The 26,275-nt window shown below is 63.2% G+C and carries 17 protein-coding genes; 6 read left to right on the top strand and 11 right to left on the bottom strand.

What is annotated here, in order from left to right; genetic code table 11:
• Positions 1–16 precede the first annotated feature (16 nt).
• From IPV69_RS05095 to cysD, 3 genes are all read right to left on the bottom strand, one after another.
• Positions 17–1,441 carry a lysylphosphatidylglycerol synthase transmembrane domain-containing protein gene (locus IPV69_RS05095; RefSeq protein WP_206293836.1) on the bottom strand — a complete coding sequence of 475 codons (1,425 nt, stop codon included), beginning with the start codon at positions 1,439–1,441 and terminating at the stop codon, positions 17–19.
• 242 nt (positions 1,442–1,683) lie between these two features.
• Positions 1,684–3,621 (bottom strand): sulfate adenylyltransferase subunit CysN, encoded by a 1,938-nt coding sequence (cysN, locus tag IPV69_RS05090; RefSeq protein WP_390884377.1) that lies wholly within the window; start codon positions 3,619–3,621, stop codon positions 1,684–1,686.
• A 182-nt stretch (positions 3,622–3,803) separates the two neighbouring features.
• Positions 3,804–4,766: a sulfate adenylyltransferase subunit CysD gene (gene cysD, locus IPV69_RS05085; RefSeq protein ID WP_390884376.1), complete on the bottom strand. Its 963-nt coding sequence runs from the start codon at positions 4,764–4,766 to the stop codon at positions 3,804–3,806.
• Positions 4,767–5,090: 324 nt separating this feature from the next.
• On the opposite strand from cysD, the gene IPV69_RS05080 reads away from it, so the two are divergent.
• Together IPV69_RS05080 and asnS are read left to right on the top strand one after the other, a co-directional pair.
• Complete coding sequence (locus IPV69_RS05080; protein ID WP_206293833.1) at positions 5,091–6,125, top strand: ComEC/Rec2 family competence protein; 1,035 nt, start codon at positions 5,091–5,093, stop codon at positions 6,123–6,125.
• Positions 6,126–6,239: 114 nt separating this feature from the next.
• Positions 6,240–7,649 carry an asparagine--tRNA ligase gene (gene asnS / locus IPV69_RS05075; protein ID WP_206293832.1) on the top strand — a complete coding sequence of 470 codons (1,410 nt, stop codon included), beginning with the start codon at positions 6,240–6,242 and terminating at the stop codon, positions 7,647–7,649.
• A gap of 180 nt (positions 7,650–7,829) precedes the next feature.
• Here the strand turns inward: asnS and IPV69_RS05070 are convergent, their stop codons facing one another.
• The gene (locus IPV69_RS05070; RefSeq protein ID WP_206293831.1) at positions 7,830–8,591 is read right to left on the bottom strand and encodes an SGNH/GDSL hydrolase family protein; all 762 of its coding nucleotides are present in this window, start codon (positions 8,589–8,591) and stop codon (positions 7,830–7,832) included.
• 132 nt (positions 8,592–8,723) lie between these two features.
• Positions 8,724–10,283 (bottom strand): sialate O-acetylesterase, encoded by a 1,560-nt coding sequence (locus IPV69_RS05065; RefSeq protein ID WP_206293830.1) that lies wholly within the window; start codon positions 10,281–10,283, stop codon positions 8,724–8,726.
• 259 nt (positions 10,284–10,542) lie between these two features.
• Here IPV69_RS05065 and IPV69_RS05060 point away from each other — a divergent pair, with 259 nt between their 5' ends.
• Complete coding sequence (locus tag IPV69_RS05060; protein ID WP_206293829.1) at positions 10,543–12,324, top strand: C2 family cysteine protease; 1,782 nt, start codon at positions 10,543–10,545, stop codon at positions 12,322–12,324.
• Between the two features lie 187 nt (positions 12,325–12,511).
• Here IPV69_RS05060 and IPV69_RS05055 read toward each other — a convergent pair whose 3' ends face one another.
• From IPV69_RS05055 to IPV69_RS05035, 5 genes are all read right to left on the bottom strand, one after another.
• The gene (locus tag IPV69_RS05055) at positions 12,512–13,621 is read right to left on the bottom strand and encodes a YncE family protein (RefSeq protein ID WP_390884396.1); all 1,110 of its coding nucleotides are present in this window, start codon (positions 13,619–13,621) and stop codon (positions 12,512–12,514) included.
• A gap of 36 nt (positions 13,622–13,657) precedes the next feature.
• Positions 13,658–14,599: a GNAT family N-acetyltransferase gene (locus tag IPV69_RS05050; RefSeq protein ID WP_206293827.1), complete on the bottom strand. Its 942-nt coding sequence runs from the start codon at positions 14,597–14,599 to the stop codon at positions 13,658–13,660.
• Between the two features lie 459 nt (positions 14,600–15,058).
• The gene (locus IPV69_RS05045) at positions 15,059–17,473 is read right to left on the bottom strand and encodes a PSD1 and planctomycete cytochrome C domain-containing protein (protein ID WP_206293826.1); all 2,415 of its coding nucleotides are present in this window, start codon (positions 17,471–17,473) and stop codon (positions 15,059–15,061) included.
• A 428-nt stretch (positions 17,474–17,901) separates the two neighbouring features.
• Entirely contained in the window at positions 17,902–19,539 is a 1,638-nt protein-coding gene (gene pgm / locus IPV69_RS05040) for a phosphoglucomutase (alpha-D-glucose-1,6-bisphosphate-dependent) (RefSeq protein ID WP_206293825.1), read from the bottom strand.
• 676 nt (positions 19,540–20,215) lie between these two features.
• Entirely contained in the window at positions 20,216–21,649 is a 1,434-nt protein-coding gene (locus tag IPV69_RS05035; RefSeq protein WP_206293824.1) for a sulfatase-like hydrolase/transferase, read from the bottom strand.
• 194 nt (positions 21,650–21,843) lie between these two features.
• Between IPV69_RS05035 and IPV69_RS05030 the strand changes: the two genes are divergently transcribed.
• A complete protein-coding gene (locus tag IPV69_RS05030) occupies positions 21,844–23,277 on the top strand; it encodes a phytoene desaturase family protein (RefSeq protein ID WP_206293823.1) in 1,434 nt (477 codons plus the stop codon).
• 30 nt (positions 23,278–23,307) lie between these two features.
• Positions 23,308–23,706 (top strand): zinc ribbon domain-containing protein, encoded by a 399-nt coding sequence (locus tag IPV69_RS05025; RefSeq protein ID WP_206293822.1) that lies wholly within the window; start codon positions 23,308–23,310, stop codon positions 23,704–23,706.
• Positions 23,707–23,735: 29 nt separating this feature from the next.
• On the opposite strand, the gene IPV69_RS05020 is transcribed toward IPV69_RS05025, so the two are convergent.
• On the bottom strand, positions 23,736–24,614 hold the full coding sequence (locus tag IPV69_RS05020; RefSeq protein WP_206293821.1) for an MBL fold metallo-hydrolase: 879 nt from the start codon (positions 24,612–24,614) through the stop codon (positions 23,736–23,738).
• A 213-nt stretch (positions 24,615–24,827) separates the two neighbouring features.
• Here IPV69_RS05020 and IPV69_RS05015 point away from each other — a divergent pair, with 213 nt between their 5' ends.
• Entirely contained in the window at positions 24,828–26,243 is a 1,416-nt protein-coding gene (locus IPV69_RS05015) for a DUF1501 domain-containing protein (RefSeq protein WP_390884395.1), read from the top strand.
• The last annotated feature ends 32 nt before the right edge of the window (positions 26,244–26,275 follow it).

Here is a 26,275-nt window from a genome sequence, read left to right as displayed (position 1 = left end):
TAGCTGGGAGTGGCGGTTAAGTGGGCTTACCCTTGTCGGCAGCGACCACGTCATTCGTCGCAGGAGCAGGCCTTGGAACGCTGCCCGTGTCCGCTTCCTTCCCGTCGTCTTCCAGTTCGTGCTGCTCGGCCTCTGTCGGCGCGTGGTATCCGCCTTTGAGCACGAAGATCCCCGCCAATACGTTCCAGAAGATCGTGACCAGGCGAATGCTCATGACCAGTGCGACCGCCTGGGCCACGGTGACGCCCCGGTGAATAGTCAGCTGCACCGCGAAGAACTCCATCACCCCGGCGCCCTGAGGGCTGATGGGAATCGCGCCGACCAGTGCGATCACCGGGACGATCACCCAGTAGTACAGCGGCGACAACGGCAGATGAAATGCCTGCCCGCTCATCGTCGCCGAGAGGATCGTGGTGACGTGCACCGGGAAGCTGCAGAGAAACGCCCAGATGATCACCCTCGGCTGTTTACCGTAGAGTTCCATCGCGTGAACAGCCTGGCCGACCTGCTTCTGCATGGGCAGTTTGCCCAGCAGCCAGTCAAGGCCGGTGCCGCGACGCAGTGCCGGCGTGTAGAACACCAGTAATCCGGCGGCAGTCGCAGTGACGACAATGCCCGCGGCGATCGCCACCTTGCGGCATTCGGGCACATGCCACTGGAACGCCGCAAGCACTCCGCCGAGAACGAAGAGTGCGAGCAACCCGATGATGCGATCGACGACAACCGTCAGAATCGCGCGGGTTCGGTGCTCTGAATACTTCGACGCGTAGTACGCCTTGGCCAGGTCGCCGCCGGTCGATCCGGGCATGAAGCTGTTGTAGAACGCCCCGACCATGTTGATGACAAACGTACGCGCCATGCCGATGCGGATCTGCTGCGACTTCAATAGCACGTGCCATCGATAGCTCGTCAGGAGATAGCTCAGCGGCATGAGCAGGATCGCGACGGCCAGGAAGCTCCAGTCCGCCTCGCGAACCATCCGGCTGACCCCGACTTCCACCAGCGGGTACGTGACGCGAATCGGGTCTCTGGTCACAACGGCGGCGGGGGGGATGATCTGCCGCTGCTTGCTGTCGCCGTCCTCCACCAACAGTTCGACGGCCGGCGACGGTAGATCACCCGCCGGACGCACCGCGATGAGCTTCCACTTGCGCGTTTTGCCCGACTGTTGCGGGTCGGCCGTTTCAACGGTTTTCCGGTCGGGAAGGGTCCAAAGGTCGGATCGAAGGACGGTGCGCTGGTCTGCATCGATGACGAACGTCGCGTCTTTCTCGCCGGCGTCGTTCCAGACGCGCACCTCCGACACCTGGAAATCAGGGCCGGGAGTGATCACCCGTACGCGGTCGTGGAAACGGATGTTCCAGAGCACGTAAGTGATCCCCACAATGGCAATCAGCCACCGCAGTATCGAGCCGATCCGACGCTTCTTCGGAGCACTCATGTGAGGGAGAAGGGGTCACAAAATCCAAGATCAGAATCCGCCCCGTCGGCGGAGGGCGGAAGTGTACGGGCGGGGAATTGGAAATGACAGCCGACCGAAGCACAAGGCGAGGGCATTTCGACGGGCGACGGCAAAACTGCTCGGCCACGTCCGCGAAATATCCGCGCAGCGCGCCACTCGCGGTCGCAGGTCGAATCAACTGAGCAGCCCGAATCGCCGGCTGCGATCCCGATCGGCTCGTCTCATGCGATGCTGCGGATTTTCAACGCGTCGAGAATCTTCGCTACCGATTCGTCAACGGTCAGCTTGTCGGTTTCCAGCACCAGGTCCGCGGCTGAAGGTTCTTCGAACGTCGCGCTCACGCCGGGGAAGCTGGCCATCTTCGCCTCGCGGGCGGCGGCCCATGCACCAGTGCGGTCGCGCTGTTCCGCGATCTGCGGATCGCACTTGAGGTAAACCGACACGCAGCGTTCACCGCCGATGACCTGCTTGGCCTTGACGCGCACCGCATCGTGCGGTGCGACAAAGGCGCAGATTGTCAGGATCCCTGAATCGTTAAAGAGCTTCGCCACCTCGGCGCTTCGGCGGAGATTCTCGCTGCGGTCGTCTGCGGTAAAGCCCAGGTCGCGGCACAGCCCTTGGCGCATATCCGGGCCATACAGCACCGTCACCGTGCGACCGGCTTCGAACAACACCTTTTCCAGCGCGTAGGCGATGGTCGCCTTGCCGCTGCCCGTCAGGCCGTACAACAGGACCGTCGCCCCCTTCTGCCCCAGCCGCTGTTCGCGCTCGGCGAGCGAGATCGAACTCGCCTTCTGCTTCAGCTTCCCGGCGACGGGCTCATGGCCCCAGTGGTCGCCGGCGGCGCCGCCTCGATCCTGCTGCTCCAGGATCATTCCGGCGCCGACCGTGCTGTTGGACAGCCGGTCGATAATGATGAACGCGCCGGTCGATTGATTCTTTCGATACGCGTCATGCGCCAGCGGCTGATTCAGGCTCAGGACGACGTGCCCGACCTCGTTCATCGCGATCTGATTCGACGCCTTCTTCTCCAGCGTATTGACGTCGACATTGTATCGCACTTCGGCGATCTCGCCGCCCACGGTCTTGGTCGTCTGCTTGATCCAGTAGGTCTTGCCCGGAACGAACGGCTTCTCGGCCATCCAGACCACCATCGCCTCGATCTGCGACGACACGTGCGGCTGATTCGCCGGGTGAATCAGCATGTCGCCGCGAGAGCAGTCGATTTCGTCTTCCAACGTGACAGTCACCGCCTGCGGGGCGAACGCTTCGTCCTGTTCGCCGTCGAACGTGACGATGCTGGCGACCTTGCTCTTCTTGCCGCTCGGCAGCGATACGACCTCATCTCCCTTGCGGATAATGCCGCTGGCAACGGTGCCGGCGAAGCCGCGGAAGTCGAGGTTCGGGCGGATGACGTACTGCACCGGGAAGCGCATGTCCTGCAGGTTCACGTCGGACGCAATGTGTACCGATTCCAGGTGCGCCAGCAGCGGGGGGCCCTGATACCACGGCGACTTCTCGCTCTTTTCGACGACGTTGTCGCCGTTCTTGGCCGACATCGGGATGAACTGCACGTCGGGAATGTCCAGCTTGGCAACAAACCCGGTGTACTCGGCCTTGATCTCTTCGAACCGCTCCTGGCTGAAGCCGACGAGGTCCATCTTGTTGATCGCGACGACCACGTGCTTGATGCCAAGCAGCGAGACGATGAACGAGTGCCGCCGGGTCTGCGACATGACGCCGTGCCGGGCGTCGATGAGGATGATCGCCAGGTGACAGGTGCTCGCGCCCGTCGCCATGTTGCGGGTGTACTGCTCGTGGCCGGGGGTATCAGCGATGATGAACTTGCGCTTGTCGGTGCTGAAGTACCGGTACGCCACGTCGATGGTGATGCCCTGTTCGCGCTCGGCCTTAAGGCCGTCGGTGAGCAGCGCCAGGTCGACTTCGCCGGCACCGGTGGTGCCGTGCTTAACCGAGTCCTTCTTCACCGCGGCGAGCTGGTCGTCGTAGATGCCCTTGGTGTCGTGCAGAAGCCGACCGATCAGGGTCGATTTGCCGTCGTCCACCGACCCGCAAGTAAGGAACCGAAGAAGTTCCTTCTTCTGATGGCGGGCGAGGTAGGCGTTAATGTCTTCGTTAGCGAGATCGACTTGCATCATGACGTCTGTAGGGTGGGTTTCAGCCCACCGCACACCTTTGAGAATCAGAACCTGTTTTCAGGCAAACGGCTCAATACAGCGGATTGATTTGCGGCGCTTCGCCATGGGCACACAATCTGCGTTCGAATGCGATGCGGTGGGCTGAAGCCCACCCTACGGCTACGGCCGCGGCAACTCGAACATCAGAAGTAACCTTCCCGCTTCTTCTGCTCCATCGACCCCTGCTCGTCGTGGTCGATCATGCGGCCCTGGCGTTCGCTGTTGCGCGCCACCAGCATTTCTTCGATGATCTCCGGCAGCGTGGTTGCGTTGCTCTCGATCGCGCCGGTCAGCGGGTAGCAGCCGAGCGTGCGGAAGCGGACGCGCTTCATCTCCGGCTTCTCGCCGGGGCGGAGCCGCATGCGCTCGTCGTCCACCATCAGCATGGTGCCGTCGCGATAGACGACGGGTCGCTCGGCGGCGAAGTAAAGCGGCACGATCGGAATGTTTTCCAGGTGGATGTACTGCCAGACGTCCAGCTCCGTCCAGTTGGACAGCGGGAACACGCGGATGCTTTCGCCTTTGTTCACCTTGCCGTTGTACAGATTCCAAAGCTCGGGGCGCTGATTCTTCGGATCCCACTGGTGCATCTTGTCGCGGAAGCTGTAGACGCGCTCCTTGGCCCGGCTCTTCTCTTCGTCACGCCGGGCTCCGCCGAACGCGGCATCGAATCCGTACTTGTTCAGGGCCTGCTTCAGGCCCTCGGTCTTCATCGTGGTGGTGTATTTGTTGCTGCCCCAGTCGAAGGGGTTGGCACCGGCGGCGACGCCTTCGTGGTTGATGTGCTCGATCAGCTCAAACCCGTTCTCTTTGCAGTAGCGATCGCGGAAGGTGATCATCTCGCGGAACTTCCACGTCGTGTTCACGTGCATCAGCGGGAAGGGCAACCGGCCGGGGCTGAACGCCTTCTGCGCCAGCCGTACCATGCACGCCGAATCCTTGCCGATCGAATACAGCATGACCGGGTTCTGAAACTCGGCCGCCACCTCACGAATAATGTGGATGCTCTCGGCTTCGAGCTGCTTGAGATGCGTCAGGTTGTAACTGCTCATCGGATCCTTCTTCTCGGCGGTCGCTGTCGACCGCCCGTCTAAACGCCCTGACAACGGTAGTCGGCGTAATCGGCGGAGACTAGGGAACACGGTCCGCCGCCGCAAGGGATGGTAGTCATCTCGTGAAACCGGGAGCTGAAGCAACGCATCGAAGTCCGCGCCGCGACAGCGACCGCCGGCGGTTGCGCGGAGTCTCCCGTCGAGTCCGCACACGCCTACATCGGACGAAACGCTCCGCGGTATGAGGGAGCAAAAATGGGTGACTCACGTCAGAACGCCTTATCAACACCCGACTTCTGGAAACGCCGCCCACGGCGTGATAGCGTTCACGTTCGAGGCGACGACCGACACTGAATCTGCATACCGAGGAGGAGAACCATGCGACGCATCCTGACGGCTCTGCTGGCATTGATACCGGCTGCATCGGTCCTGGGCGGGGCGGCCGATAAAAAACTGGATGTCTATTGGATCGACGTCGAAGGCGGCGGCGGCACGCTGATCGTTACGCCGGCGGGGGAGTCGATCCTGATCGACTCCGGGAATCCCGCCGATGCCGGCAAGCCGCCGCGCGACTCGGCCCGCATCGTGAAAGTCGCCAAAGAGGTCGCCGGGCTGACCAGGATCGACTTCTTCATCCTGACTCACAACCACCGCGACCACTTCGGCGGGATCGCCGAAGTTGCCGCGCAGATCCCCGTCGGCACCGTTTACGACAACGGCGAGTTCCCCGGCGGCCGCGAACGCCCCTCGGCCGAGTACCTGGCGTTCAAGGCCGATAAGCGGGTCGTCCTGAACCCCGGCGACACACTGCCGCTCAAGAATCTCGACGCCGGCCCGAAGGTCAGCCTGACCTGCGTCGCCGCCCGCAAGGAGGTCATGAAGGCCCCGGCCGACGCCAAGACGACTAACTTCGAGAACCCCCGCCGCAAGCCCGACGATTTTTCCGACAACGCCAATAGCATCGCTTCGCTCATCCGCTTCGGCGACTGGTCGATGTTTGTCGGCGGCGACCTGACGTGGAACATTGAAGAGAAGCTCGCCGTGCCTGCCAACATCCTGGGGCAGGTCGATGTCTATCAGTCGACGCACCACGGCTTGGATGTCAGCAATAACCCGGTGGTGATCAAATCCGTCGCGCCGACGGTGGTGGTGATCACCAACGGGTCGACCAAGGGGTGCATGCCTGAGATGGTGCAGACCGTCCGAACAACCGACTCGATCGTCGGGATCTATCAGCTGCACCGGAACGAACGCAAAGGCGAAGAGAAGAACAACGTGCCGGACGAGTTCATCGCCAACCCGAAGAAGGAATGTGATGGAAACTACATCAAATGCGCCGTCGCGCCGGACGCCAAGGCGTACACCCTGACCGTGCCGGCGACGAAGCACGAGCAGAAGTACGACACGAAGTAGCTCTATGTAGGGTCCGCCTTGGCGGACGCGACGCATCACGCACAATTCATGACTGGCCCCGAACGACTGGCCTCGAACAACGCGTCCGCCAAGGCGGACCCTACAATCATTCATATGCCACACGTCTCCATCGCCGACGCTCTTAAAGGCAAGCCCTCCGTTGACACCGATGTCACGCTCAAGGGCTGGATCCGCACCCGCCGGGATTCCAAAGGCGGGTTCTCGTTTCTCGCGATCAACGACGGGTCCTGTTTCGACAACATCCAGGTTGTCGCCGACGGGAAGCTGCCCAATTACCAGCAGCAGATCATGCATCTGACGGCCGGGTGCTCGGTCGTGATCGACGGCAAGCTCGTCGCCAGCCAGGGGAAGGGACAGTCATTCGAAGTGCAGGCGGCGAACGTCGAAGTGCTCGGTATGGTGGACGACCCCGACACCTACCCCATCTCGCCGAAGCAGCACAGCTTCGAGTACTTGCGCGAAGTCGCGCACCTGCGGCCGCGAACCAACACCTTCGGCGCCGTCGCCCGCGTGCGGCACTGCCTGAGCCAGGCGGTCCATCGCTATTTCCACGAGAACGGATTCCTCTGGATCCACACGCCGATCATCACCACCTCCGACTGTGAGGGTGCCGGGCAGATGTTCAAGGTGAGCACCCTGGACCTGGCGAAGATGCCGCGTACTCCCGACGGCCAGATCGACTACTCGCAGGATTTTTTCGGTAAGGCGGCGAATCTCACCGTCTCGGGTCAGCTCGACGTCGAGACCTACTGCATGGCGTTATCGAAGGTCTACACCTTCGGCCCGACCTTCCGTGCCGAGAACAGCAACACGCCGCGCCACCTGGCCGAGTTCTGGATGATCGAGCCCGAAATCGCGTTCGCCGACCTCAAGGCCGACGCTGACCTGGCCGAGTCGTTCCTGAAGTACATCTTCAAAGCGGTCCTGGCCGAGCGGCAGGACGACATGAAGTTCTTCGCCGAGCGGATCGACAAGACCTGCATCGGCCGGCTGGAGAAGTTCGTCGAATCGAGCTTCGAGCGCATCACCTACACCGATGCGATCGCGATCCTGGAGAAAGCCGTCGCCGGCGGAAGGAAGTTCGAGTTCCCGGTGAAATGGGGCATCGACCTTCAGACCGAGCACGAGCGCTTCCTGACCGAAGAGCACATCGGCAAGCCGGTCGTGGTGATGAACTATCCGAAGGAGATCAAGGCGTTCTACATGCGGCTGAACGACGACGAAAAAACCGTCGCCGCGATGGACGTGCTGGCCCCCGGCATCGGCGAGATCATCGGCGGATCACAGCGCGAAGAGCGGCTGGACGTCCTCGACCGCCGGATGATCGAATCGCACCTCGATCCCAAGGCCTACTGGTGGTACCGCGACCTGCGGCGGTACGGCACGGTGCCCCATGCCGGGTTCGGACTGGGCTTCGAGCGGACCATCATGTACGCGACAGGAATGGCAAATGTGCGCGACGTGATCCCGTTCCCACGGACGCCGGGGCATGCGGAGTTCTAGGCTTTGTCGATAGACAAGCTGACTCTGGGTGCCATGGGCTGACGTACTCGTCTGCCCGTGGCGTCGTTCCTGCAGGGAGGCGGACACGGGCAGCGGAGTACCGCAGCCCATGGCACCCGGAATTTCGTTTCCCGCCGCGGTTTTGCCGGCCGGAGGCCTGCCCGTCGGAGGATGGGATATCTACGGCTTCAGCGCTTTCTCGATCACGCCCGCCACCTCGGCCGCCAGCACTTTCGACCCCGCCGGTGAATAGTGAACGTTCTTCGGCAACTGGATCTCAGCGAGCCTGGGTTTGGCAAAGGCGTTCAGGTCGTTGATCTGCACGCCTTGCTCCTTCATCACTTTCTCGGCGACGAGGTTGTACTTGGCGTCGTCGCCGGCCTGGCGGCCGGTCGTTCCTTCGGGCACCGGTGTGGTGGCACACCAGATCAACTTGGCACCCGTTGCCTTCAGCTTGGAAACCAGCTCCCGGAGGTTCTTTTCGTATTGCTCCGGCGAGGCCAGTTGCTTGCCTTTGGCAACATCGACCATCGTGCCCTTGTCGTCCACGTACTTGAGATCGTGCAGACCCCAGTTGAAGTGGATGACATCCCACTTCTTCGCCGGCCCGCCCGTCGGGCTGCCTACGGCGAGCCACTTATCGAGCTGCGCCAGACCGGTGGCCGTCGGACCGCAGTTCGTCGGCGGGCGATGAACGTTGGCCTTGCCCTTGAGCAGCTCGCGCACGTCGAGCGTGTAGCCCATGGAAATCGAATCGCCGATCAGCAGGACACGGGGCAACTTCGGATCGTCCTCAACCTGCGCTAGCGCCGGGCTGGGCTTGGCGGCTGGCTTTTTCGCGGCGGGCTTCTCGGTGGGTTTCTTCGGCGTTGAATCGGCGGACACGATACCGCCCATCGCCAGCACCATCGCTACAACGCCTGTCCATTGCATCTTACGCATTGATCAATTCTCCGATGTCAGTTCCGTGTTTCTGTAGGACGTCCTGGGTGGCATGGGCAAATGTACTCGCTTGCCCATGCCACCCGATCGAGCCATTCAATCTTCGATAGCGAACCTGTCTCGCGACGAAATCTACTTCGCTACATCGATCTTGAAAGGTAACGCCGGAAGCCCGTCTTTATTGAACAGGTTGGCCCAGGTGTGCCGCGCCGCCAGGGCATACGTGACCGATTTGGGCTGGGCGGTGGTCTTGCTTGAAACGACAACCGCGTCACCATCAATCACCGCGTCCGCCCAGACGTACTTGCCGTCGGCCCCGGCGATTGCGAAGCCCTGCAGCTTGTCACCATGCTTGAACGCCAAGCCCTGGCCGATGTGATCGAAGCTGATGCGAATCTTGCCGCCATCGATCGTGTGCGACTTGTACTTTGGTCCGTAGATTTCGACCTTCCTGCCGTACACGGCGCCGAGCGCGACGCGTGCCGAGCGTGCGCCGTAGCCCGACTTGTTGGTCGGGTGGGTCATCGGCCCCAGGTCGCTCGAGATCGCCATGTACGTGTTCGGGTGCTCCATGATGCGAACGTGCAGTTCGCGATACGCGCCGTCCGCAGGGACGGCCGCCGGCAGCGGCTCGAACTTGTCGGCCTTGTCGGTGACGGGCTCGGTCGGGTCCCAGGCACACCCCAGGCCACTGGGCTTTTGAACGTAGATGAACGCGAAATCCTGGCCCCATTCCTTGCGCCAGCCTTTGATCAGCGCGCCCATGAGCACGTACTGATCGACACCGGCGACCGCCGTGCCGCTTTCGCCCTGGTCCCACAGCACGCCGCGAATGGCATGGGGCATCATCGGGCGGATGTGTGCCTCGTAGAGATGCCCGGCCTTGCCCTCCTTGCCGCCGCGAACAGCGCCCGGCGGTGTCGGGGCTTCCGGCTTGCGTGGCGGATTCTTCTTGGCCGCTTTAGCGGCTTCAACATCTTTCTCCCACCTGGCCAGCGCGACTTCGTACGCCTTCTGCTGCTTGGCGGGGTCATACGTCTTAGCGGACTCGGCGATCTGGCCCTTAACCGCCTCGTCGCTGCGAAGCGCGTCTTCCGACAGCCAGTGACCCGACGGCGTACCACCCACCGCACCGACCATCAGGCCGACGGGCACGTTCAGTTCCTTCTGCAGGTTCACCCCGAACGCGAACAGGATCGCCGAGAATCCCGGGAGCGACTTGGGATCGGCCTCGGCCCACTTGCCGTTGCCTTTGAGAATGCGAATCGTCGGGTAGGTCGCCTCGGCGAGCTTGGCCAGGACCGGGTCGTTCTTGGCGTAGCTGCCGACGGCACCGGCCATGTTCGACTGCCCGGAGCCGACCCATACCTCTCCGACCAGCACGTTTTTAATGGCCAGCTTGTTCGTGCCCGAGACCGTCATCTCGTCGGCCGCACCACCGGCTTTGAGCGCATCAAGCTCGACGCGCCACTTGCCGTCATTGCCGGCGGTTGCCTCCTTCTGCTGGTCGCGGAACTTGACGGTGACCTTCTCGCCGGCCGTCGCCGCGCCCCAGATGGGCACCTTCCGGTCGGCCTGCAGGACCATGTGGTCGCTGAGGACGTTGGGCAGCTTCACTTCGGCATTCGCCGGCGAAGCCAAAGCCGTGACCATCAGGATGCCGCCGAACGATGCCAAAGCCCGCTTTCTCACAGTTCCTCCAGCGTCAGGTGTAGTTCGCTTCAAGATCGGAGCCAATGTCGGGAGCCGCCGGTATACGGTAATGCTGGCGCGTCGCCGCGTTGAATACTGCCGGCATTTCAGATCCGTACCGGGGCGTTTCGGCACCACACAGACCAGCAGACCTGATCAGGGCTGACCGGTTCCGGCTCGTTTGCCGGTCGTCAGATGCGGGCTACGGTGTTCCTTGAAGACGTTTGCCGTCCGACATCCGTTTCAATGGAGTTCGCCCATGAAGACCGCGTCAGCCCGCCGTGAATCTTCCCGCTTGGCCGCCGCGGTTCTCGAAAGCCTGGAAGACCGCAGGCACTTTAACGTCACGGTCAACGGCACCGCCGGCAATGACGTGATCAACGTCAGCCAGCAGGGTTCGGCGATCAAGGTCACGCTCAACGGCGTTACCACCACGTACGCCAACCAGCCCGTCTTCGCCGTCACCGTCAACGGCCTGGCCGGCAACGACCAGATCGCCGTCTCGGAGCTGATCACCATCCCGGCGTTCCTCAATGGCGGCGACGGCAACGACACCCTCAAGGGCGGCAACGGCCCGGACACCCTCGACGGTGGTGCCGGCAACGACCTGCTCCGCGGCTCCGGCGGCGGCGACACCCTTCGCGGCATGAGCGGCGACGATACCCTCCTGGGCGGGTTCGGCGACGACATCCTCTACGGCGGACAGGGCAACGACTACGTGGACGGCGAGCAGGACAACGACTACGTCAACGGCAACGGTCAGGCCGACCCGATCGGCCCTGTCATCATCAATGCCAACCTGCAGCGGGTGACCTTCTCCACCGGTTCCACGGCGGCTCCCAGTCCGGCCTTCTCGACCGCTTCGACAGCGATGAGCCTGACCAAAACGACCTCCGTCAGTTACGCGATCTTCTACACCGACAACGACACCTGCCGCGGCGGCGACGGCAACGACACGATCGAAGGCATGGGCGGTACCGACGCGGTGTACGGCGACGGCGGCGACGACGTCGTCTACGGCAACGCCGGCAATGACCGCGTATACGGCGGGGCGGGTAACAACTTCCTCCTCGGCGGCGACGGCGACGACGTCCTGGTTTCGATCGGCGGCGGTACCAGCGACCGCCTCTGGGGCGAAAAGGGCATCGACAGCTTCTGGATGGATGATGCCCGCACCACCGAACTGAACATGGACGGCGACACAGCCGAGTATGCCGGCAGTAACTTCCATTTTGTCAGCCAGTTCGAGAACAACGTCATCCGCAACAACGGCCAGACGCTCCAGGAACGGCCGAGCAAGGTGCTCGTCGGCCAAAACCTGATGGACCCGATCGCGCTCGCCCCGTACGTCAGCTTCCGCGACCGGCCGCTGTTCGGCGCGGCCGGCATCAGGATGAACGACATCCGCCAGGGCGACGTCGGCGACTGCTACTTCGTCGGCGGCCTGTCGGCGACCGCCAAGGTAAATGCGAACCGCATCCGCCAATCGGTCGTTGATCTCGGCGACGGCACCTACGCCGTGCGGTTCTTCAGGAGCGGCGTGGCGAGTTACTACCGCGTCGACGGCGACCTGCCGGCGGTCAACGGAACACCCAAGTACGCCAAGCTCGGCAACGGCAACTCGATCTGGGTTGCGATCATGGAAAAGGCGTTCGCCTACCACCGCTACTTCGACGGCGGCACCTACGCGATCCTGGAGTTGGGCCGATCCAGCGAACCCTTCGATGCCCTGGCCGCGCAGAATGCCGACTTCTGGGGCACCAGCGGCACCAACGTGCTCGCATCGATCGCCAGCCAGATGAATCAGGGCCGCGCGGTGGTGGCGTCGTCGATCAACGCGCTGCCCAACGGCCTGCCTTACGTCAACCAACACCTGTACGTGGTCAACAGCGTCGATACGGCCGGCGGCACGATCACCGTGCGAAACCCCTGGGGCTACGACGGCGCCGGCAACGACGCCAACCCGCAGGACGGGTACTACACCTTCACCGCGAGCCAGTTCTTCACCTACTTCAAGAAAGCCACCTGGGCAAAGGTGTGAGTGGCGTACCGGCACCCGCTTCGTGAGTGTAGCTCTGTCACCCTGAGGTACTCGGAAAGGCCTTGCAGACCGCGGCCGAAAGCGTTGGACGTCGGATCGCTTTCCGACGTCCGGTGCATTGCGCCTGGCGGTTCAAGGTCCTTCGGAGTACCGCAGGATGTTGACTCTCTTCCCCGCTTTCGCCCGCCTACTTCGCCACCCGCCCCAGCCCAAACTGATCCCCCGTCTTCACGACCTTCCCGCCGCCGAAGTGCACTTCCACCATCTTCTCGCTGTGGACCGGTCCGCCCTTTTCGTCGGCCAGGGTGGCGACAATCTTCTTCGTCGCGACGTCGATCACTTCACCCGTGCTGGGGTAGGCATACTTGCCGTCGAGGCTGAACGTCACCCAGCCCGGCTGCTCGCGCAGTGGAATGCTCACCGTCTGCCTCGGCGGAATGGTGGCGGTCATCGGCGTCAGGTCGAAAACGTGCAATCGCTGGTTGTAGGCGTCGCACACCCACGCCTCTTTCTCGTCCGGCGTCAGACCGACGCCATGGCTCGGGCAGCCATGCCGCTTGACCGGACCGATCTTGAAATCCTGAACTTCGACGCGATGGAGCTTCTTGCCCGTGGCAATGTCGCCGATCTCGAACCCGAGCAGGTCGTTGACGTTGACGAACGCGAGCGTCTGTCGGCCGTTGACGGTGAACGGGCGGATCGGCTTGGCGAACGGTCCGACCTGGCGGATGGTCTTGTTCGTCGCCGTGTCGACAACCTCCAGCAGCGGCGACTTGAGCCCGGCGAGGTACGCCTTGCTTCCGTCCAGGCCGACGACCGTATTGTGGGCGTTGCTGTTGGGGGTGATCTTCGTGATCACGTCGCCCGTCATCGCATCGACCACGTTCCAGTGCGCCTTCTCGAACGACGGCAGATAGATCGCCTTACCGTCCGGCGTCATCGACATGCGATCGCAGCCGCCTTCGTACGGCTTTTCCCAGAGGATCTTGTCGGTGGTTAGGTCGAAACAGGTGAGCGTCTTGATCGTGCTGACGTAGAGCCGCCCGGTAGCTGACGAAGCACAGACACCTTTGACGTTGATCGGCTTACCCTTGTCATCGACGCCGGCGGCGGGAATGCGGCGGACGAACTTGTGACCGGCCTCGATGTCGAACACCAGAACGCCATGCCCGCCAAACTCCAGGTAGTCGCGGATGCCCGGCACGGCGACGTAAAGGTATCGGCCGTCGGCTACCAGCGCCGCCGAGGCCGGCACGCCGAGGAATAGTGCTAGAAGGCCGATCAGGACGTGTTTCATTCTCATGCAAACTCCGCGTTCTAGTGGCATGGGCATTCACCCCGTCTCCGGCATGAACGTCTGCATCGCGACGCCGTCGAACGGTACCGATTCGCCGCGCACCTGATGCAGGTGCAGTTCGATATTCTTTGCACCCCAGTCGTACAGCTTTCGAATCAGCCCCGGACGGGCGGCGGGCGCCAGGAACAGCGGCGGCGTCGTTCCGCCGCGACGGGTCAGTTCCGCGGCGATCAGGGAGGCGGCGGCGTCGTCGTCGGTCATGATGCCAGGGCCGAGCATGTTGCTGGCCGGATGGTTGATCGACGCCAGCGCACCGTTTAACTCGCCGTTGCCCACCGGCGACACCCACACGCTCCAGACACCGGCCTTGTTCTCGATCATGTGCCGCCAGTCATGATCCCGGCGGATTCGGCTGACCTTCCACTCCAGGGCGGCGATCGCGGGCACGTCGGCGGCGACTGCCGGTCGCACGCGCGACCGATCGACGCCGTCCAATCCGGCGACGACGCGCTCGGCGGGGATGATCATGTCGTGGTAGATCGCCCGCGGGCTGAAACCGGCGCGGGTGTAGAGCGAGAACGAATCGAGGTTCATCGCGCTGGAAACCAGCCGAATGGGCTTGCCCTCGGCGTCGGCGAGGTCGGTGATCGCCTTGAGCAGCCGGCCGGCGACACCTCGACCGAAGTAGTTCGGATGGGCGTTCATGATGCCCAGTGAATAGTGCGTCTGCCGCGCGTGATAGAAGCACGACCCCATCAGCCGACCGGTTCGCGGCTCGACAGCGACGATACACCGCCCTGGGTCCATCGCTTCGTAGATGTCCCAGAATACCCGGCAGGTTTCCGGCCCGCGATTGAAGATTGGCGGCTTACCGCTGGAGCGGTACCAGTAGTTGGTGGAAATGCAGATCAGCTCGGCGATCTCGTCCTGATCGTCGAGGGTGGCATGACGGAGGATGGGTTCGGTTTTGGAGGACATGAGGAACATGGGTAGCGAAGGTAACGCCGCTCGACTGCCACTTTTAACACGAAGGGCACGAAGACACGAAGTAGAAGCAGAAATGATCGCGTCCGTTCAGAATAGTTCCTTCATGACGGCTCCGAGAACAGAACGCCGATGCGGTGATCGTCGCCGCATTCGGCCTGAAGGGCCGGGATCGCTCAGCCCAGAGCAACGCCCTGGGTTCCGACGATCCGAAACGATGCGGGCTGAAAGTCCGCGATGCGCGACGTCCGAGCGGGTCGATCGCGGCCCTTCAGGCCGCACGGATTGCATCACAATGACCCGGGGCGTTGCCCCGGGCTGAGCGATTCCGACTCTTCAGGCCGAAGAGCGGAATCTATCCGTATTCACAATCCCGGTGTGCGGCCTTCAACCTCATGAGAAACTTGGGAGTGAAACCAAACCTTCAGGTCGAGTTGGAGCGGGTGCAGCACCTTAATCCACGTTCCGGAACTCCGCCGTGGCCAATAGCGCCTGGCAATACGCCGTCAGGATCGGCTTACTCGATTCCTTCGTACCACCGCCAATGAATGCGATACCCAATTTCAATTCCTCGGCGTCGGGTTCCCGGCTGAAACACAGGAGGAAGGCGCTGCGTACCTGCGATGCCGGGTCCTTCTCGCCGGCGATCCGATTGGCCAGGCCCGCCGCCCGCGCCTTCACGAACGGGCCGTTCATCAGATAGAGCGCCTGTGGCGGTACGTTCGTGGTCTGCCGATCGCCGGTGACGAGGCTCGGCTCGGCGAAATCGAACAGGTCGAGCACATCGGGCAACGTGTCGCGCAACACCGGCAGGTACACCGATCGATGCAGCGAGCCGTCCAGATCCTTCGGGATCTTCGGGTCCAGCCCGATGAGCGAGATCGGCCGATCGCCGATCTCTTTGGCCACCAGTGAACCGGCCGGCCGCGATTCGTTCAACTCTCCGGAGACGGCGAGCATGCCGTCGCGGATCGCCTCGGCGTCCATCCGCCGCTTGGGGAAGCGCCAGAGCAGACGGTTGTCGGGATCCGCCTTAAAGGCCGCCGGGTCGTACGTGGACGACTGGCGATAGGTGCGCGACAGGACGATCTCGCGGACGAGCTTCTTCACCGACCAGCCGCCAGCGACGAACCGGACGGCGAGGTGATCGAGCAGTTCCGGATGGCTCGGGCGTTCTCCGCTGAAGCCGAAGTTGTCGACCGTCGCGACCAGCCCCGCGCCAAAGAGATTCCGCCAGACGCGGTTGGCCATCACGCGGGCGGTCAGCGGGTTGTCGGGGTGGGTCAGCCAGCGGGCGAACTCCAGTCGGCCGCTGCGGTCGGCGGGAAGCTTCGACAGACTTTCGATCTCGATCACGCGGGGGAAGCCGCGCGGCACCGGCTTGCCCGGCCGGGCGACGTCGCCGCGTTCCATGAACGGAGCATCGGCGATGCGTGCGCCGTCCGTCACGCCCATCGCCAGGGGCAGTGGCGCGCCGTTTTCGTCCACCTTTTCGAGCTGGCCTTCAATCCCGCCGCTGGTCCAGAAGATCCGCAGAGCATCGGTGATCGAGTAAAACTTTTCCGGGTCGCCGCCGGTCATGGAAGCCCGCATGGCCGCGGCTCGGCGGTCGGCGTCTTCCTTCTTCAGGTCGGCCAGTTGCTTTTTGAGCTTCTCGACCTGCTGCGGCGGAATGCCGGCGTGAAAGATTGGCGCGCCAGCGCCCTTCGGCAGCACCAGCGGATCGCCGGCGATGCGATTCGACGGTGTGACGTACGTGCCGAAGAACGTGCGCGTGCTGCCGAAAACGCCGGCCAGCGCGTAGTAGTCCTGCATCGAGAACGGGTCGAACTTGTGATCGTGGCACCGGGCGCAGGCCACGCTGTTGGCCAGCACGGCGCGGGTGACGGTGTCGATCTGTTCGTCCACCAGGTCGGCGACGAACTGCCTGGGGTCCGCTTCGTCCAGGTTCTTCGGCCCCAGCGCCAGGAACCCGGTTGCGATAAGCAGCCTCGCCCGTTCCTTGTCATCGCTTGCCGGCAGCAAATCACCGGCGATCTGTTCGGTTAGAAAGCGGTCATACGGCACATCGTCGTTGAACGCATCGATCACGTAGTCGCGGTAGCGGAACGCGTACGGGAAGGAGATGTTGGCCTCTTTGCCGCTGGATTCGGCGAAGCGGGCGACATCGAGCCAGTGGCGGCCCCAGCGCTCGCCGAACCGCGGCGACGCGAGCAGCGCGTCGACTTCGGTCTCAATCGCCTTTTCTACGCCGTCAACTCTGCCGCGGGCAGAAAAAGCGGCAAGTGCTTCTGGCGACGGCGGCAGACCGACCAGGTCGTAATGCAACCGGCGCAGGAACGTCCCCGGGGCGGCATGGAGTGACGGCTTGAGATTGGAAGCCTCGAGCTTCGAAATGACGAAGGCGTCGATTTCATTCCTTGCCCAGGGGGGAATACTGATCGCCGGTGGGGCGACCGCCACCGGCTTCTGATAGGCCCAGAACTTGCGGCCCTCTTCCACGGTGACCGGCGGACGGGCGGCCGTGACGGTGCCGGCCGCTTCCTTGCGCGGGTCCGGTGCCCCCATGGAAATCCAGGCCTTGACGTCGGCAATCACCGCAGGCGGCAGCCGATCCTTCTTCGGCGGCATTTTCAGATCGGAATTGGTGTGGCTGATCGCGGTCAGCAGGAGGCTCTGCTCCGGTTTGCCGGGCACCACCGCCGGGCCGGTGTCACCACCGGCGCGCGTCTTCTCGCGCGAATCGAGGAGCAGTCCGCCATTGGATTTGCCCGTTTCGACCGAATGGCACTTGTAGCAATGCTTGACCAGCACCGGACGGATCCTGGATTCGAAAAATGCGATCCCCTTGGCGTCGTCAGCGACCATCGCGTCGGCGGCGGCAACTGATGATGCAATTCCGAGAAAACAACAGAAGAGTGCTAGCCTTACGAGGTTCGATCTCACCACGAAGTCACGAAGATTACGAAAAAATCTAATTCTCTTCTTTGTGATCTTTGTTGATACCCCCGCGCGCATCAGAGAAAGCCACAGAGGCACAGAGGCACAGAGGGCCAATAGCATCCGCCGATTTTCTGCGAATCCATCCCGACTTCCCGCAAAGCAGCACATCGGTCGAAAACCCCTCTGTGTCTCAGTGCCTCTGTGGCTTCTGTCTTCTGCTGCGGCTTGGCCGCACTGTGTGCGCTCGTGTTGAAACGGGGAACTCAAGAGGCTTACGAGCCTGGGCGCTGTGTCGGAGACGCAGAAGCAGCGGTTTTCCATCGGAGTTCCTCGTTCGCGATGTGATGCACTTGCTACAGCGTATCGCTCACGATTTTCTGTGCCTCGGCAACGATCAACTGCAGGTGAGTGTCGCTCTTGAAGCTCTCGGCATAGATCTTGTAGATGTTTTCCGTCCCCGACGGCCGGGCGGCGAACCAGCCGTTGGCTGTTGTGATCTTTAGTCCGCCGATGGACGCGTTGTTGCCGGGGGCCTTGGTCAAGCGTGCCAAAATGGGATCGCCGGCCAGATCGGTCGCCTTCACGGCCTCGGGCGACAGCTTCTGCAGCCTGGCCTTCTGGTCCGGCGTGGCCGGGGCGTCGATGCGGGTGTAGTAGGGCGTGCCGAACTTCGCCGTCAGTTCCTTGTAGTGCACGCCGGGGTCTTTGCCGGTGACGGCCGTGATCTCCGCCGCCAGCAGCGCCAGGATGATGCCGTCCTTGTCGGTGGACCACACCGTACCATCGCGGCGGAGCATGCTCGCCCCCGCGCTCTCTTCCCCGCCGAAGCAGACTGAGCCGTCATACAATCCCGGCGCGAACCACTTGAATCCGACCGGCACCTCGTACAGCGTTCGCTTCAGGTCGGCCACCACGCGATCAATCAGGCCGCTCGACACCAGCGTCTTGCCTACTGCCGCCGACGTCGGCCATTGCGGGCGATTGCCCAGGAGGTAGCGGATCGCGACGGCCAGGTAATGATTGGGGTTCATCAGGCCGGCCGACGGCGTCACGATGCCGTGCCGATCGGCGTCGGGGTCGTTGCCGAATGCGACCTGGTACTTGTCCTTCAGTTTCACCAACCCGGCCATCGCGTACGGGCTGGAACAATCCATGCGGATCTTGCCGTCGTGGTCGACGCTCATGAACGAAAACGTCGGGTCGACCCTGGTGTTGACGATATCGATGTTCAAGCCGTAGGTGTCGCGGATGGGTCCCCAGTAGGGGGACGATGCGCCGCCGAGCGGATCGGCCCCGAGCTTGAGGCCCGAGCCGCGGATCGCGTCCATGTTGATCACGCTCGACAGGTCGCGAACGTAGGGCTGAACCAGATCCTGCTGGTGCGTGGTGGCGGCCTTGAACGCGGCTTCGAGCGAGATGCGCTTCACGCCGGCGTTGCCGCCTTTGAGCAGTTCGTTGGCGCGGTCCTGCACCCACTTGGTGATGTCGGTGTCGGCCGGGCCGCCGTTGGGCGGGTTGTACTTGAAGCCGCCGTCCTGCGGCGGGTTGTGCGACGGCGTGATGATGATGCCGTCGGCGAGACCGGTCTTGCGTCCCTTGTTGTGCGTCAGGATGGCATGCGAGACGACCGGGGTGGGCGTCACGCCGTCGCCGGCCTGCAGGATCGTCTCGACCCCGTTGGCGGCGAGCACCTCAAGCGCCGACCGCTGCGACGCCGCCGACAAAGCGTGGGTGTCCTTGCCCATGTAGACCGGGCCGTCGATGCCCTTGCCCTTGCGGTACTCGCAGATCGCCTGGGTGATCGCCAGGATGTGTGGCTCGGTGAGGGTGCCGTCGAGCGAGGTGCCGCGATGGCCGCTCGTGCCGAAGCTGACGGCCTGCCGGGGGTCGCTGACATCGGGGGTGCGTTGGAGGTATTCGCGCTCGAGCTTGGCGACGTCGATCAGGAGTTCCGCGGTCGCCGGCTTGCCGGCCAGAGGGTGAAGTGCCATGGGGCGGAAGGTATCGCAGGGGCGCGGGCAAATCGAGTGGCTGAAAAGCCGAGAAGCCCGCCGGCCTGACCCACCGGCGAAGGAAAACAGCGCGACGTCACGATCGTGATGCCCGACGCGGGGAGCGGAGATTTAGTCGTTGCATATACCATACATTAAGCTAACATATATGTCAAGGAGAGGAGGGCGTCGGTTCGTGAGAAAGGCTCGGACGCTGCGGTGTGACAGGCTCGATGGCCGACGCTCGGGTTCGTTCGGCCACCTTGGGTTCGTTCGGCAATGTCGGGTTCGTTCAGCGAAGTGAGGTCGATCTGGTGCCACAGGTCGCCGGTACGCCGGAGACCCGTGCCGACGGTCGGTCCGCGCACGGGTCTGCGGGGTACCGCCGACCCGTGGCACCACGCGATCTTGGGTTCGTTCGGCAATCTCGGGTTGCTCGACGGGTTGCCGTTGTTCGGATGCTTCTTGCTCATTGGGACACTCCTTGCGTTGGCCATTATGGCCTTCGTTCGGCGCGCCCACTATTTGGGGGGAAGTCCATCGTTTGGCGAAGTCGGTCTTGGGTTCGTTTGGCAGAGTGTGAAAGGGACATGCCGTGTCGGGCATCGCACAGAACGTGCACCTGCGGTGCGACCGCTAAACGGTCGCGATTGCTTCTTCCCTTGGACACGCTCGTTTACTTCGCCGGGCGATACGTTGCCCCATTGTCCGGCGGCATGGACTTGTGCCACGCGATCGCCGCGGCGGTCAGGGTCTGGACGCGGGCGGGGTCCTTCCCGGCGAGGTTGACCGTCTCGCCGCGGTCGGTTTCGAGGTCGTAAAGCTGCGCATTGGAGCCGTCGTAGTCGCACAGCAGTTTCCACTTGCCGTCGCGGACGGCCAGGTCGGGCAGGTTGGTAATGCCGCCGAAGTCGCCTCGGTCCGGCGGTCGGCGGAAGAACAGCGGCTTATCGCGAGACCGCTCCGACTGGCCCAGGAGGACATCAGCCATGGAAACGCCGTCGTATTCCACGCCTGCCGGTGGCGTAGTGCCCGTGATCGCAAGGATGCTCGGGGCCAAGTCGATCGCCGCCAGGAACGAGGTCTTGTTGACGCTGCCGGGGGAAATGCTCTTGCCGGCTCCGGAATGTTTCATGAGCCCGGGGCCCCAGGCGATCAGCGGCGATCGGACGCCGCCTTCGTACAGCATTCCTTTGCTGCCGCGAAAGGGGCCGGCGCTGCCCGCGCCCGGCTCGGGGCCGTTGTCGGAGCAGACCAGGATCAGCGTGCTGTCGCGAAGCCCGGCATCGGCCCGGATGAAGTCGAACAGAATGCCCAGTTGCCCGTCCATGGTGCGGAGCACGCCGTTGTACAGCGCCTGTTTCTTGCCGTCGCCGCGTTGCGCTTCGGGCGGGAAGAACGGGGAATGGACGTCATCCGGCCAGAGATTAACGTAGAAGGGCGTACCGGCGGCGGAGGACTTCTTGATGAACTCGATCGCCGCCGTCGTGTACGACGCGGTGATCTTGGCGCGGTCTTCCCAGGTGATCGGGCCATGGCCGAGCAGGTCGGAGCCGAGCGCGTGTTTCTTCGGCGGTTTGCCGTCAAACGCATTACCGAGTGGAAGCAAGCGCGGGCCCAGGCCTTCGAAGTTGGTGAGCGACGCGTCGAAGCCATACTCGGTGATCAGTGGCGCTTCGCCGACGTCGCGCTGGCCGCCCATGTGCCACTTGCCGAAGTGTCCGGTCGCGTAGCCGGCACCTTTAAGCGTGCGGGCGAGCATGGGCGCTTTAGGGTCGAGCCACTGGGCGACGCCCCGGTCGTCGTTGTTCTTGCGGTTGTTCAGGAACGAGGTGATCCGCCAGCGGTGCGGATACTGCCCGGTCGAGAGGGCCGTTCGCGACGGGGAGCAGATCGGCGAATTGACGTAGAACTGCTCAAAGCGAAGTCCTTCGGCGGCCAGGCGGTCGATCTGTTCCGTTTTGACCGCCTTGTTGCCGAAGCAGGAGAAGTCGGCCCAGCCCATGTCGTCGATCAGGACGAGGATGACATTGGGCTTGGCAGTCGCGGCAGCCGCCGGCCGCGCTCCGAACGCCGACAGCAGGATGAACAGAAGGGCAAAGGCACGCATGGCTTCTCCGCAGGGTCAGGACGATCGATGAACTTGTCGAATCGACATCTACGACGCCCCGGCGGCTGAAAAATTGCGCGGGCCGGCGCGATCACTTAACAGGAGCACGGAATCTGTCGGCATCGTCGGGAAACCAGCTTTCAGATTCCAACCCGTAGCCAGCGGACTGATCCTCCGCTATCACAGCGGCCCACATGACCAGCACCACTGCAAAGAGTTACGACGCGATCGTCATCGGCTCGGGACCGAACGGTCTTGGGGCGGCGATCGAACTGGCACGCAACGGAAAATCCGTCATCGTCTACGAGGCGGCCGACACCGTCGGCGGTGGCATGCGGTCGGCCGAGCTGACTCTGCCCGGCTTCGTGCATGACCATTGTTCTACCGTGCAGGCGCTGTGCCTGGCGTCGCCGTTGTTCTCGTCATTGCCGCTGAGCGACTACGGCATGGAACTGGTGCACCCGGAGATCCCCGTCGCGCATCCGTTGGACGACGGGTCGGCCGTTTTGCTGCACCGTTCGGTGGAACAGACGGCCGAGCAGCTCGGCCGTGACGGCGGTCACTATCGGAACATTTTCGAGTTGATGACCCGGCACTGGTCGAAGCTGTCGCCACAGCTGCTGTCGTCTCCACTGGCATTTCCGAAGCACCCGTTGCTGATGGCGGGATTCGGGATGAAGGCGATGAAATCGGCGCGGGCGTTTGTCGAGCAGAACTTCCTGACGACCGCCGCCAAGGCACTGTTCGCCGGCTGTGCAGCACATTCGGTGCTTCCGATGGAATGGATGGGATCGGCGGCGTACGGCCTGGTGCTGATGACCGCAGCCCATGCCGGCGGATGGCCCGTCGCCAAGGGCGGATCGCAGAAACTGGCCGACGCGCTGGCGGCACACCTGCGGACGCTCGGCGGAACGATCGAACTGGGACGGCACATCCGTTCGCTCGACGAACTCCCGGCGGCGAAGGTCATCCTGTGTGATGTCGCGCCGCGCAACCTGGCCACCATCGCCGGCTCAAGGCTTCCGCCGGCGTACGTCAAAAAGCTGATGCACTACGCCCACGGACCGGGCGCGTTCAAGATCGACTACGCGCTGTCGCAGCCGGTGCCGTGGAAATGCGCCGACGTCGGCAGGGCCGGAACGATTCATCTCGGCGGAACCTTCGACGACATCGCCGACGCCGAGCAATTTCCGTGGGACGGACGGTGTGCGCCGCGGCCTTACGTGTTGGCGGTGCAGGCGTCGCGGTTTGATCCGACCAGGGCTCCTGAAGGCAAGCAGACGTTCTGGGCCTATGCTCATGTGCCGCACGGATCGACGGCCGACGTGACCGAACGCATCGAGGCGCAGCTCGAGCGGTTTGCGCCGGGCTTCCGCGACTGCGTGCTCGCCAGGAAGGTCACGACGGCCGCCGACTTTGCCGCATGGAACCCCAACCTGATCGGCGGCGACATCGCCGGCGGGGCATCGACATTCTGGCAGACCTTCGCGCGGCCGGTGCTCAGCAGGAATCCGTACCGCACGCCCGCGAAGGGTCTGTATCTTTGTTCGGCCAGCACGCCTCCCGGCGGCGGCGTGCATGGCATGTGCGGTTACCATGCGGCCCGGGCGGCGCTGCGGGAGTTTTGATCGGCGGCAGGACGAAGATCGGAGGCGCGCATGGGATGGCAGGACCGAGACTATCACCGCAAGCGTCCTGACGACGACGAAGGCGTCGAATCGACGTCCTACAGCGACGACGGACCTTCCGGAGCTGGTGGCTATCGAGACGATGACCAGGACGCTGACGAGGTCGACGACGTCGATGCCGATGTGACTGACGACGACCAGGACCTCCATCCTGAAGGCCCCGATGCCGTCGACCTTCGCCGCAGCGACGAGCCCGATCTGGTCGCCTGCCCGAACTGCCGGAAGATGATCCTGGAAGACGCCGAGCGCTGCCCCAAGTGCGGGCACTATGTGATGGAAGAAGAGCTGTCCCGGGGCTGGCCGATCTGGGTGTGGGTTGGATTCGGGTTGGCACTGCTGACGAGCGTGTTGTGGGCGTTCTTCGGGTGAGGGAGTTTCATTCGAGCAGCGAAATCGATTCAGCGCTTCTCTACGCCGGAGGCGGAGAAGTCGGCCGAATGTCGTTCGCCGAGGCGCAGCACGCGGTAAGGCTGTCCCAGCCGTTGGCACTCGGGGATGAACTCGTCGGCCGGGTCGGCGGTGTTGAACGCGAAAAGGTCGTAGTGATGGGGAATCACCAACCCGGCACCGATCTCCTTTGCCAGCCAGGCCGCCTCGCGGCCGTTGGTGTTGCCGGCGACCCGGCGTTCGGGTTTGCGGCCATTGATCGGGAGCAGGGCGATGTCGAGGTCAAACGGTCGCAGCGTCTCGACGAGGCCGTCGTAGAGCATGGTGTCGCCGCTGTGGTAGATGCGGAAGCCGCCGACATCTATGACGAAGCCGAGAAACCGGCAGCGGCGTTGCTCGTCGCGCTCGACAGTTTCATGGGCGGAGGCTACGGCGGTGATGGTCATGCCGAAGAACGAAGTCGAAACCCCGGCATCAACGCCGACGAGGCTGGTGTCACCTATGGTTCGACCCGTTCGCTCTGCGACCAGCGGAAGGATAGCCGCCGGCGCGATGACGAACGGCCCGGGCGTTCGCCCCGCCAGCAGGGGTCGCAGCGTTTCGGGATCGAGATGATCGGTGTGCGCGTGACTGCTAAGGACAACATCGGCGAATCCGAGTTTCGCCGGATCTACAACCCGGCGACTGATGCGCGTATGCGGCTTGTCAGTGGCGGCGTACTTGACGGTCAGTGAGTCGGACAGATAGGGATCGATCACGATCGATCGCCCGCCGACGCGCAGGAGGTAGCCGCTCTGTCCGAGCCACCAGAGGTGAATCTGCCCGGGCAGCTTGAGCGTCGCGTCGACGTCGTCGAGGAAGGCCTGATCGGATAGGAGAGGTTCGATCATGGGTGGATGGAGTTTGGTTCGTCTTGCTAACGCGCGACAGAAGCCAACCGAACCAGACGCGACTAAACCAGCGACTCACCTGCCGCGCCGACCGTTTCCGACGGTATACAGCCGGGAGATGCTTCTATCGTAACGGAGCGGTCTGCACCATCGATCCGCTTGTCATCGGAGTTGAACCGTATGTACACCGCAACCGCTTCGAGTTTACCGATGATGTTCTCTCGCCGACATGCGCTCAAGTCTGCTGCGTCGGGCTTCGGCTACCTTGCGTTCGCCGGATTGGCGAGCCAGGCGGCGACGAAGGACGCCGGAAGCGGCGCGGCCGGTGGGGCATTGTCTCCCAAGGCAGTTCATTTCCCTGCCCGCGCCAAGCGCGTCATCTTTCTATGCATGAACGGCGGTCCGTCGCACGTGGATACGTTCGACTACAAGCCGGCACTGCAGAAGAATTCCGGCAAAGCGATGTCGGGCCGCGGCGGGGCAAAGCTGCTGGGGTCGGCGTACCAGTTCTCGCAGCACGGCAAATCGGGCCTCTGGTTTTCGCAGGTCTTTCCGCACCTGGCCGCCCATGCCGACGACCTGTGCATGATCAACAGCATGCACACCGACCTGCCGAACCACTCGCAGGCGTTCGTGCAGATGCACACCGGCAGCTTCCAGTTCACCCGGCCCTCGGTCGGGGCGTGGTCGATCTACGGTCTGGGCAGCGAGAACGCCAACCTGCCCGGCTTCGTCACGATCAATCCGCCGACCGACAACGGCGGGGCGCGCAACTACGGAAGTTCTTTCCTTCCGCCGATCTTTCAGGGGACAAAGCTCGGCGGCAATCAGATTCCCGGTTTCTATGCCGCGCTGCTGAAGAAAGACGAGATCCCCGGCCCGCCGATGAAGAACCTTGGCGAAGCGGGGGCCGATCGCAACGTTCAGCGGGCGCAGCTTGACCTGATTCGCAGCCTCAACCAGCACAAGCTGCATCGGGATGTCTATCACCCGGAGATCGAAGGGGCGATCGAGTCGTTCGAGCTGGCGTTTCGCATGCAGGACGAGGTGCCGGATGTGATGGACCTCAAGGCCGAACCGGAATCGATCCGCCAGTTGTACGGCATCGGATCGGGCAAGCCGACCGACCGGTTCGGCCGTCAGTGCCTGATGGCCCGGCGGCTGTCCGAGGCGGGCGTGCGGTTCGTCGAGATCACCGCACCTGCGACGTGGGATCACCACTTCATGATCGACAAGCAGCTCGCCGACAGCGCGACGGCGACCGACAAGCCGATCGCCGGGCTACTGGCCGACCTGAAGCAGCGGGGCATGCTGGACGACACGCTGGTCATCTGGGCCGGCGAGTTCGGTCGAACGCCCTACGGCCAGAGCGGCAGTGGACGCGACCACAACAACAAAGGTTACACCACCTGGATGGCCGGCGGCGGTATGAAGGGTGGGATGGCGTACGGAGCGACGGACGATGTCGGCTACGAGGCCGTCGAGAAGCCGGTCCACATTCACGACTGGCACGCGACCATCCTCCACTTGCTTGGCCTCGACCACACCAGGCTGACTTTCAACTACGGCGGAAGAGACTTCCGGCTGACGGATGTCTACGGAAAGGTCGTCAAGGAAATTCTCGCCTGATCACCGCGAGCCAAAACAGCTCGACGCGATCC

Source organism: Humisphaera borealis (assembly GCF_015169395.1).
GTDB lineage: Bacteria > Planctomycetota > Phycisphaerae > Tepidisphaerales > Tepidisphaeraceae > Humisphaera > Humisphaera borealis.
Note: the sequence above shows the minus strand (reverse complement) of the source record. Positions and strands in the feature narration are given on the sequence as shown.

Coding starts and splice junctions, on each gene's coding strand:
- pgm (WP_206293825.1), bottom strand. CDS start 19,539: ATGGCACTTCACCCTCTGGCCGGCAAGCCGGCGACCGCGGAACTCCTG.
- IPV69_RS05030 (WP_206293823.1), top strand. CDS start 21,844: ATGACCAGCACCACTGCAAAGAGTTACGACGCGATCGTCATCGGCTCG.
- IPV69_RS05095 (WP_206293836.1), bottom strand. CDS start 1,441: ATGAGTGCTCCGAAGAAGCGTCGGATCGGCTCGATACTGCGGTGGCTG.
- IPV69_RS05025 (WP_206293822.1), top strand. CDS start 23,308: ATGGGATGGCAGGACCGAGACTATCACCGCAAGCGTCCTGACGACGAC.
- IPV69_RS05080 (WP_206293833.1), top strand. CDS start 5,091: ATGCGACGCATCCTGACGGCTCTGCTGGCATTGATACCGGCTGCATCG.
- IPV69_RS05070 (WP_206293831.1), bottom strand. CDS start 8,591: ATGCGTAAGATGCAATGGACAGGCGTTGTAGCGATGGTGCTGGCGATG.
- asnS (WP_206293832.1), top strand. CDS start 6,240: ATGCCACACGTCTCCATCGCCGACGCTCTTAAAGGCAAGCCCTCCGTT.
- IPV69_RS05020 (WP_206293821.1), bottom strand. CDS start 24,614: ATGATCGAACCTCTCCTATCCGATCAGGCCTTCCTCGACGACGTCGAC.
- cysN (WP_390884377.1), bottom strand. CDS start 3,621: ATGATGCAAGTCGATCTCGCTAACGAAGACATTAACGCCTACCTCGCC.
- IPV69_RS05015 (WP_390884395.1), top strand. CDS start 24,828: ATGTTCTCTCGCCGACATGCGCTCAAGTCTGCTGCGTCGGGCTTCGGC.
- IPV69_RS05055 (WP_390884396.1), bottom strand. CDS start 13,621: ATGAAACACGTCCTGATCGGCCTTCTAGCACTATTCCTCGGCGTGCCG.
- IPV69_RS05035 (WP_206293824.1), bottom strand. CDS start 21,649: ATGCGTGCCTTTGCCCTTCTGTTCATCCTGCTGTCGGCGTTCGGAGCG.
- IPV69_RS05045 (WP_206293826.1), bottom strand. CDS start 17,473: ATGGTCGCTGACGACGCCAAGGGGATCGCATTTTTCGAATCCAGGATC.
- IPV69_RS05060 (WP_206293829.1), top strand. CDS start 10,543: ATGAAGACCGCGTCAGCCCGCCGTGAATCTTCCCGCTTGGCCGCCGCG.
- IPV69_RS05050 (WP_206293827.1), bottom strand. CDS start 14,599: ATGTCCTCCAAAACCGAACCCATCCTCCGTCATGCCACCCTCGACGAT.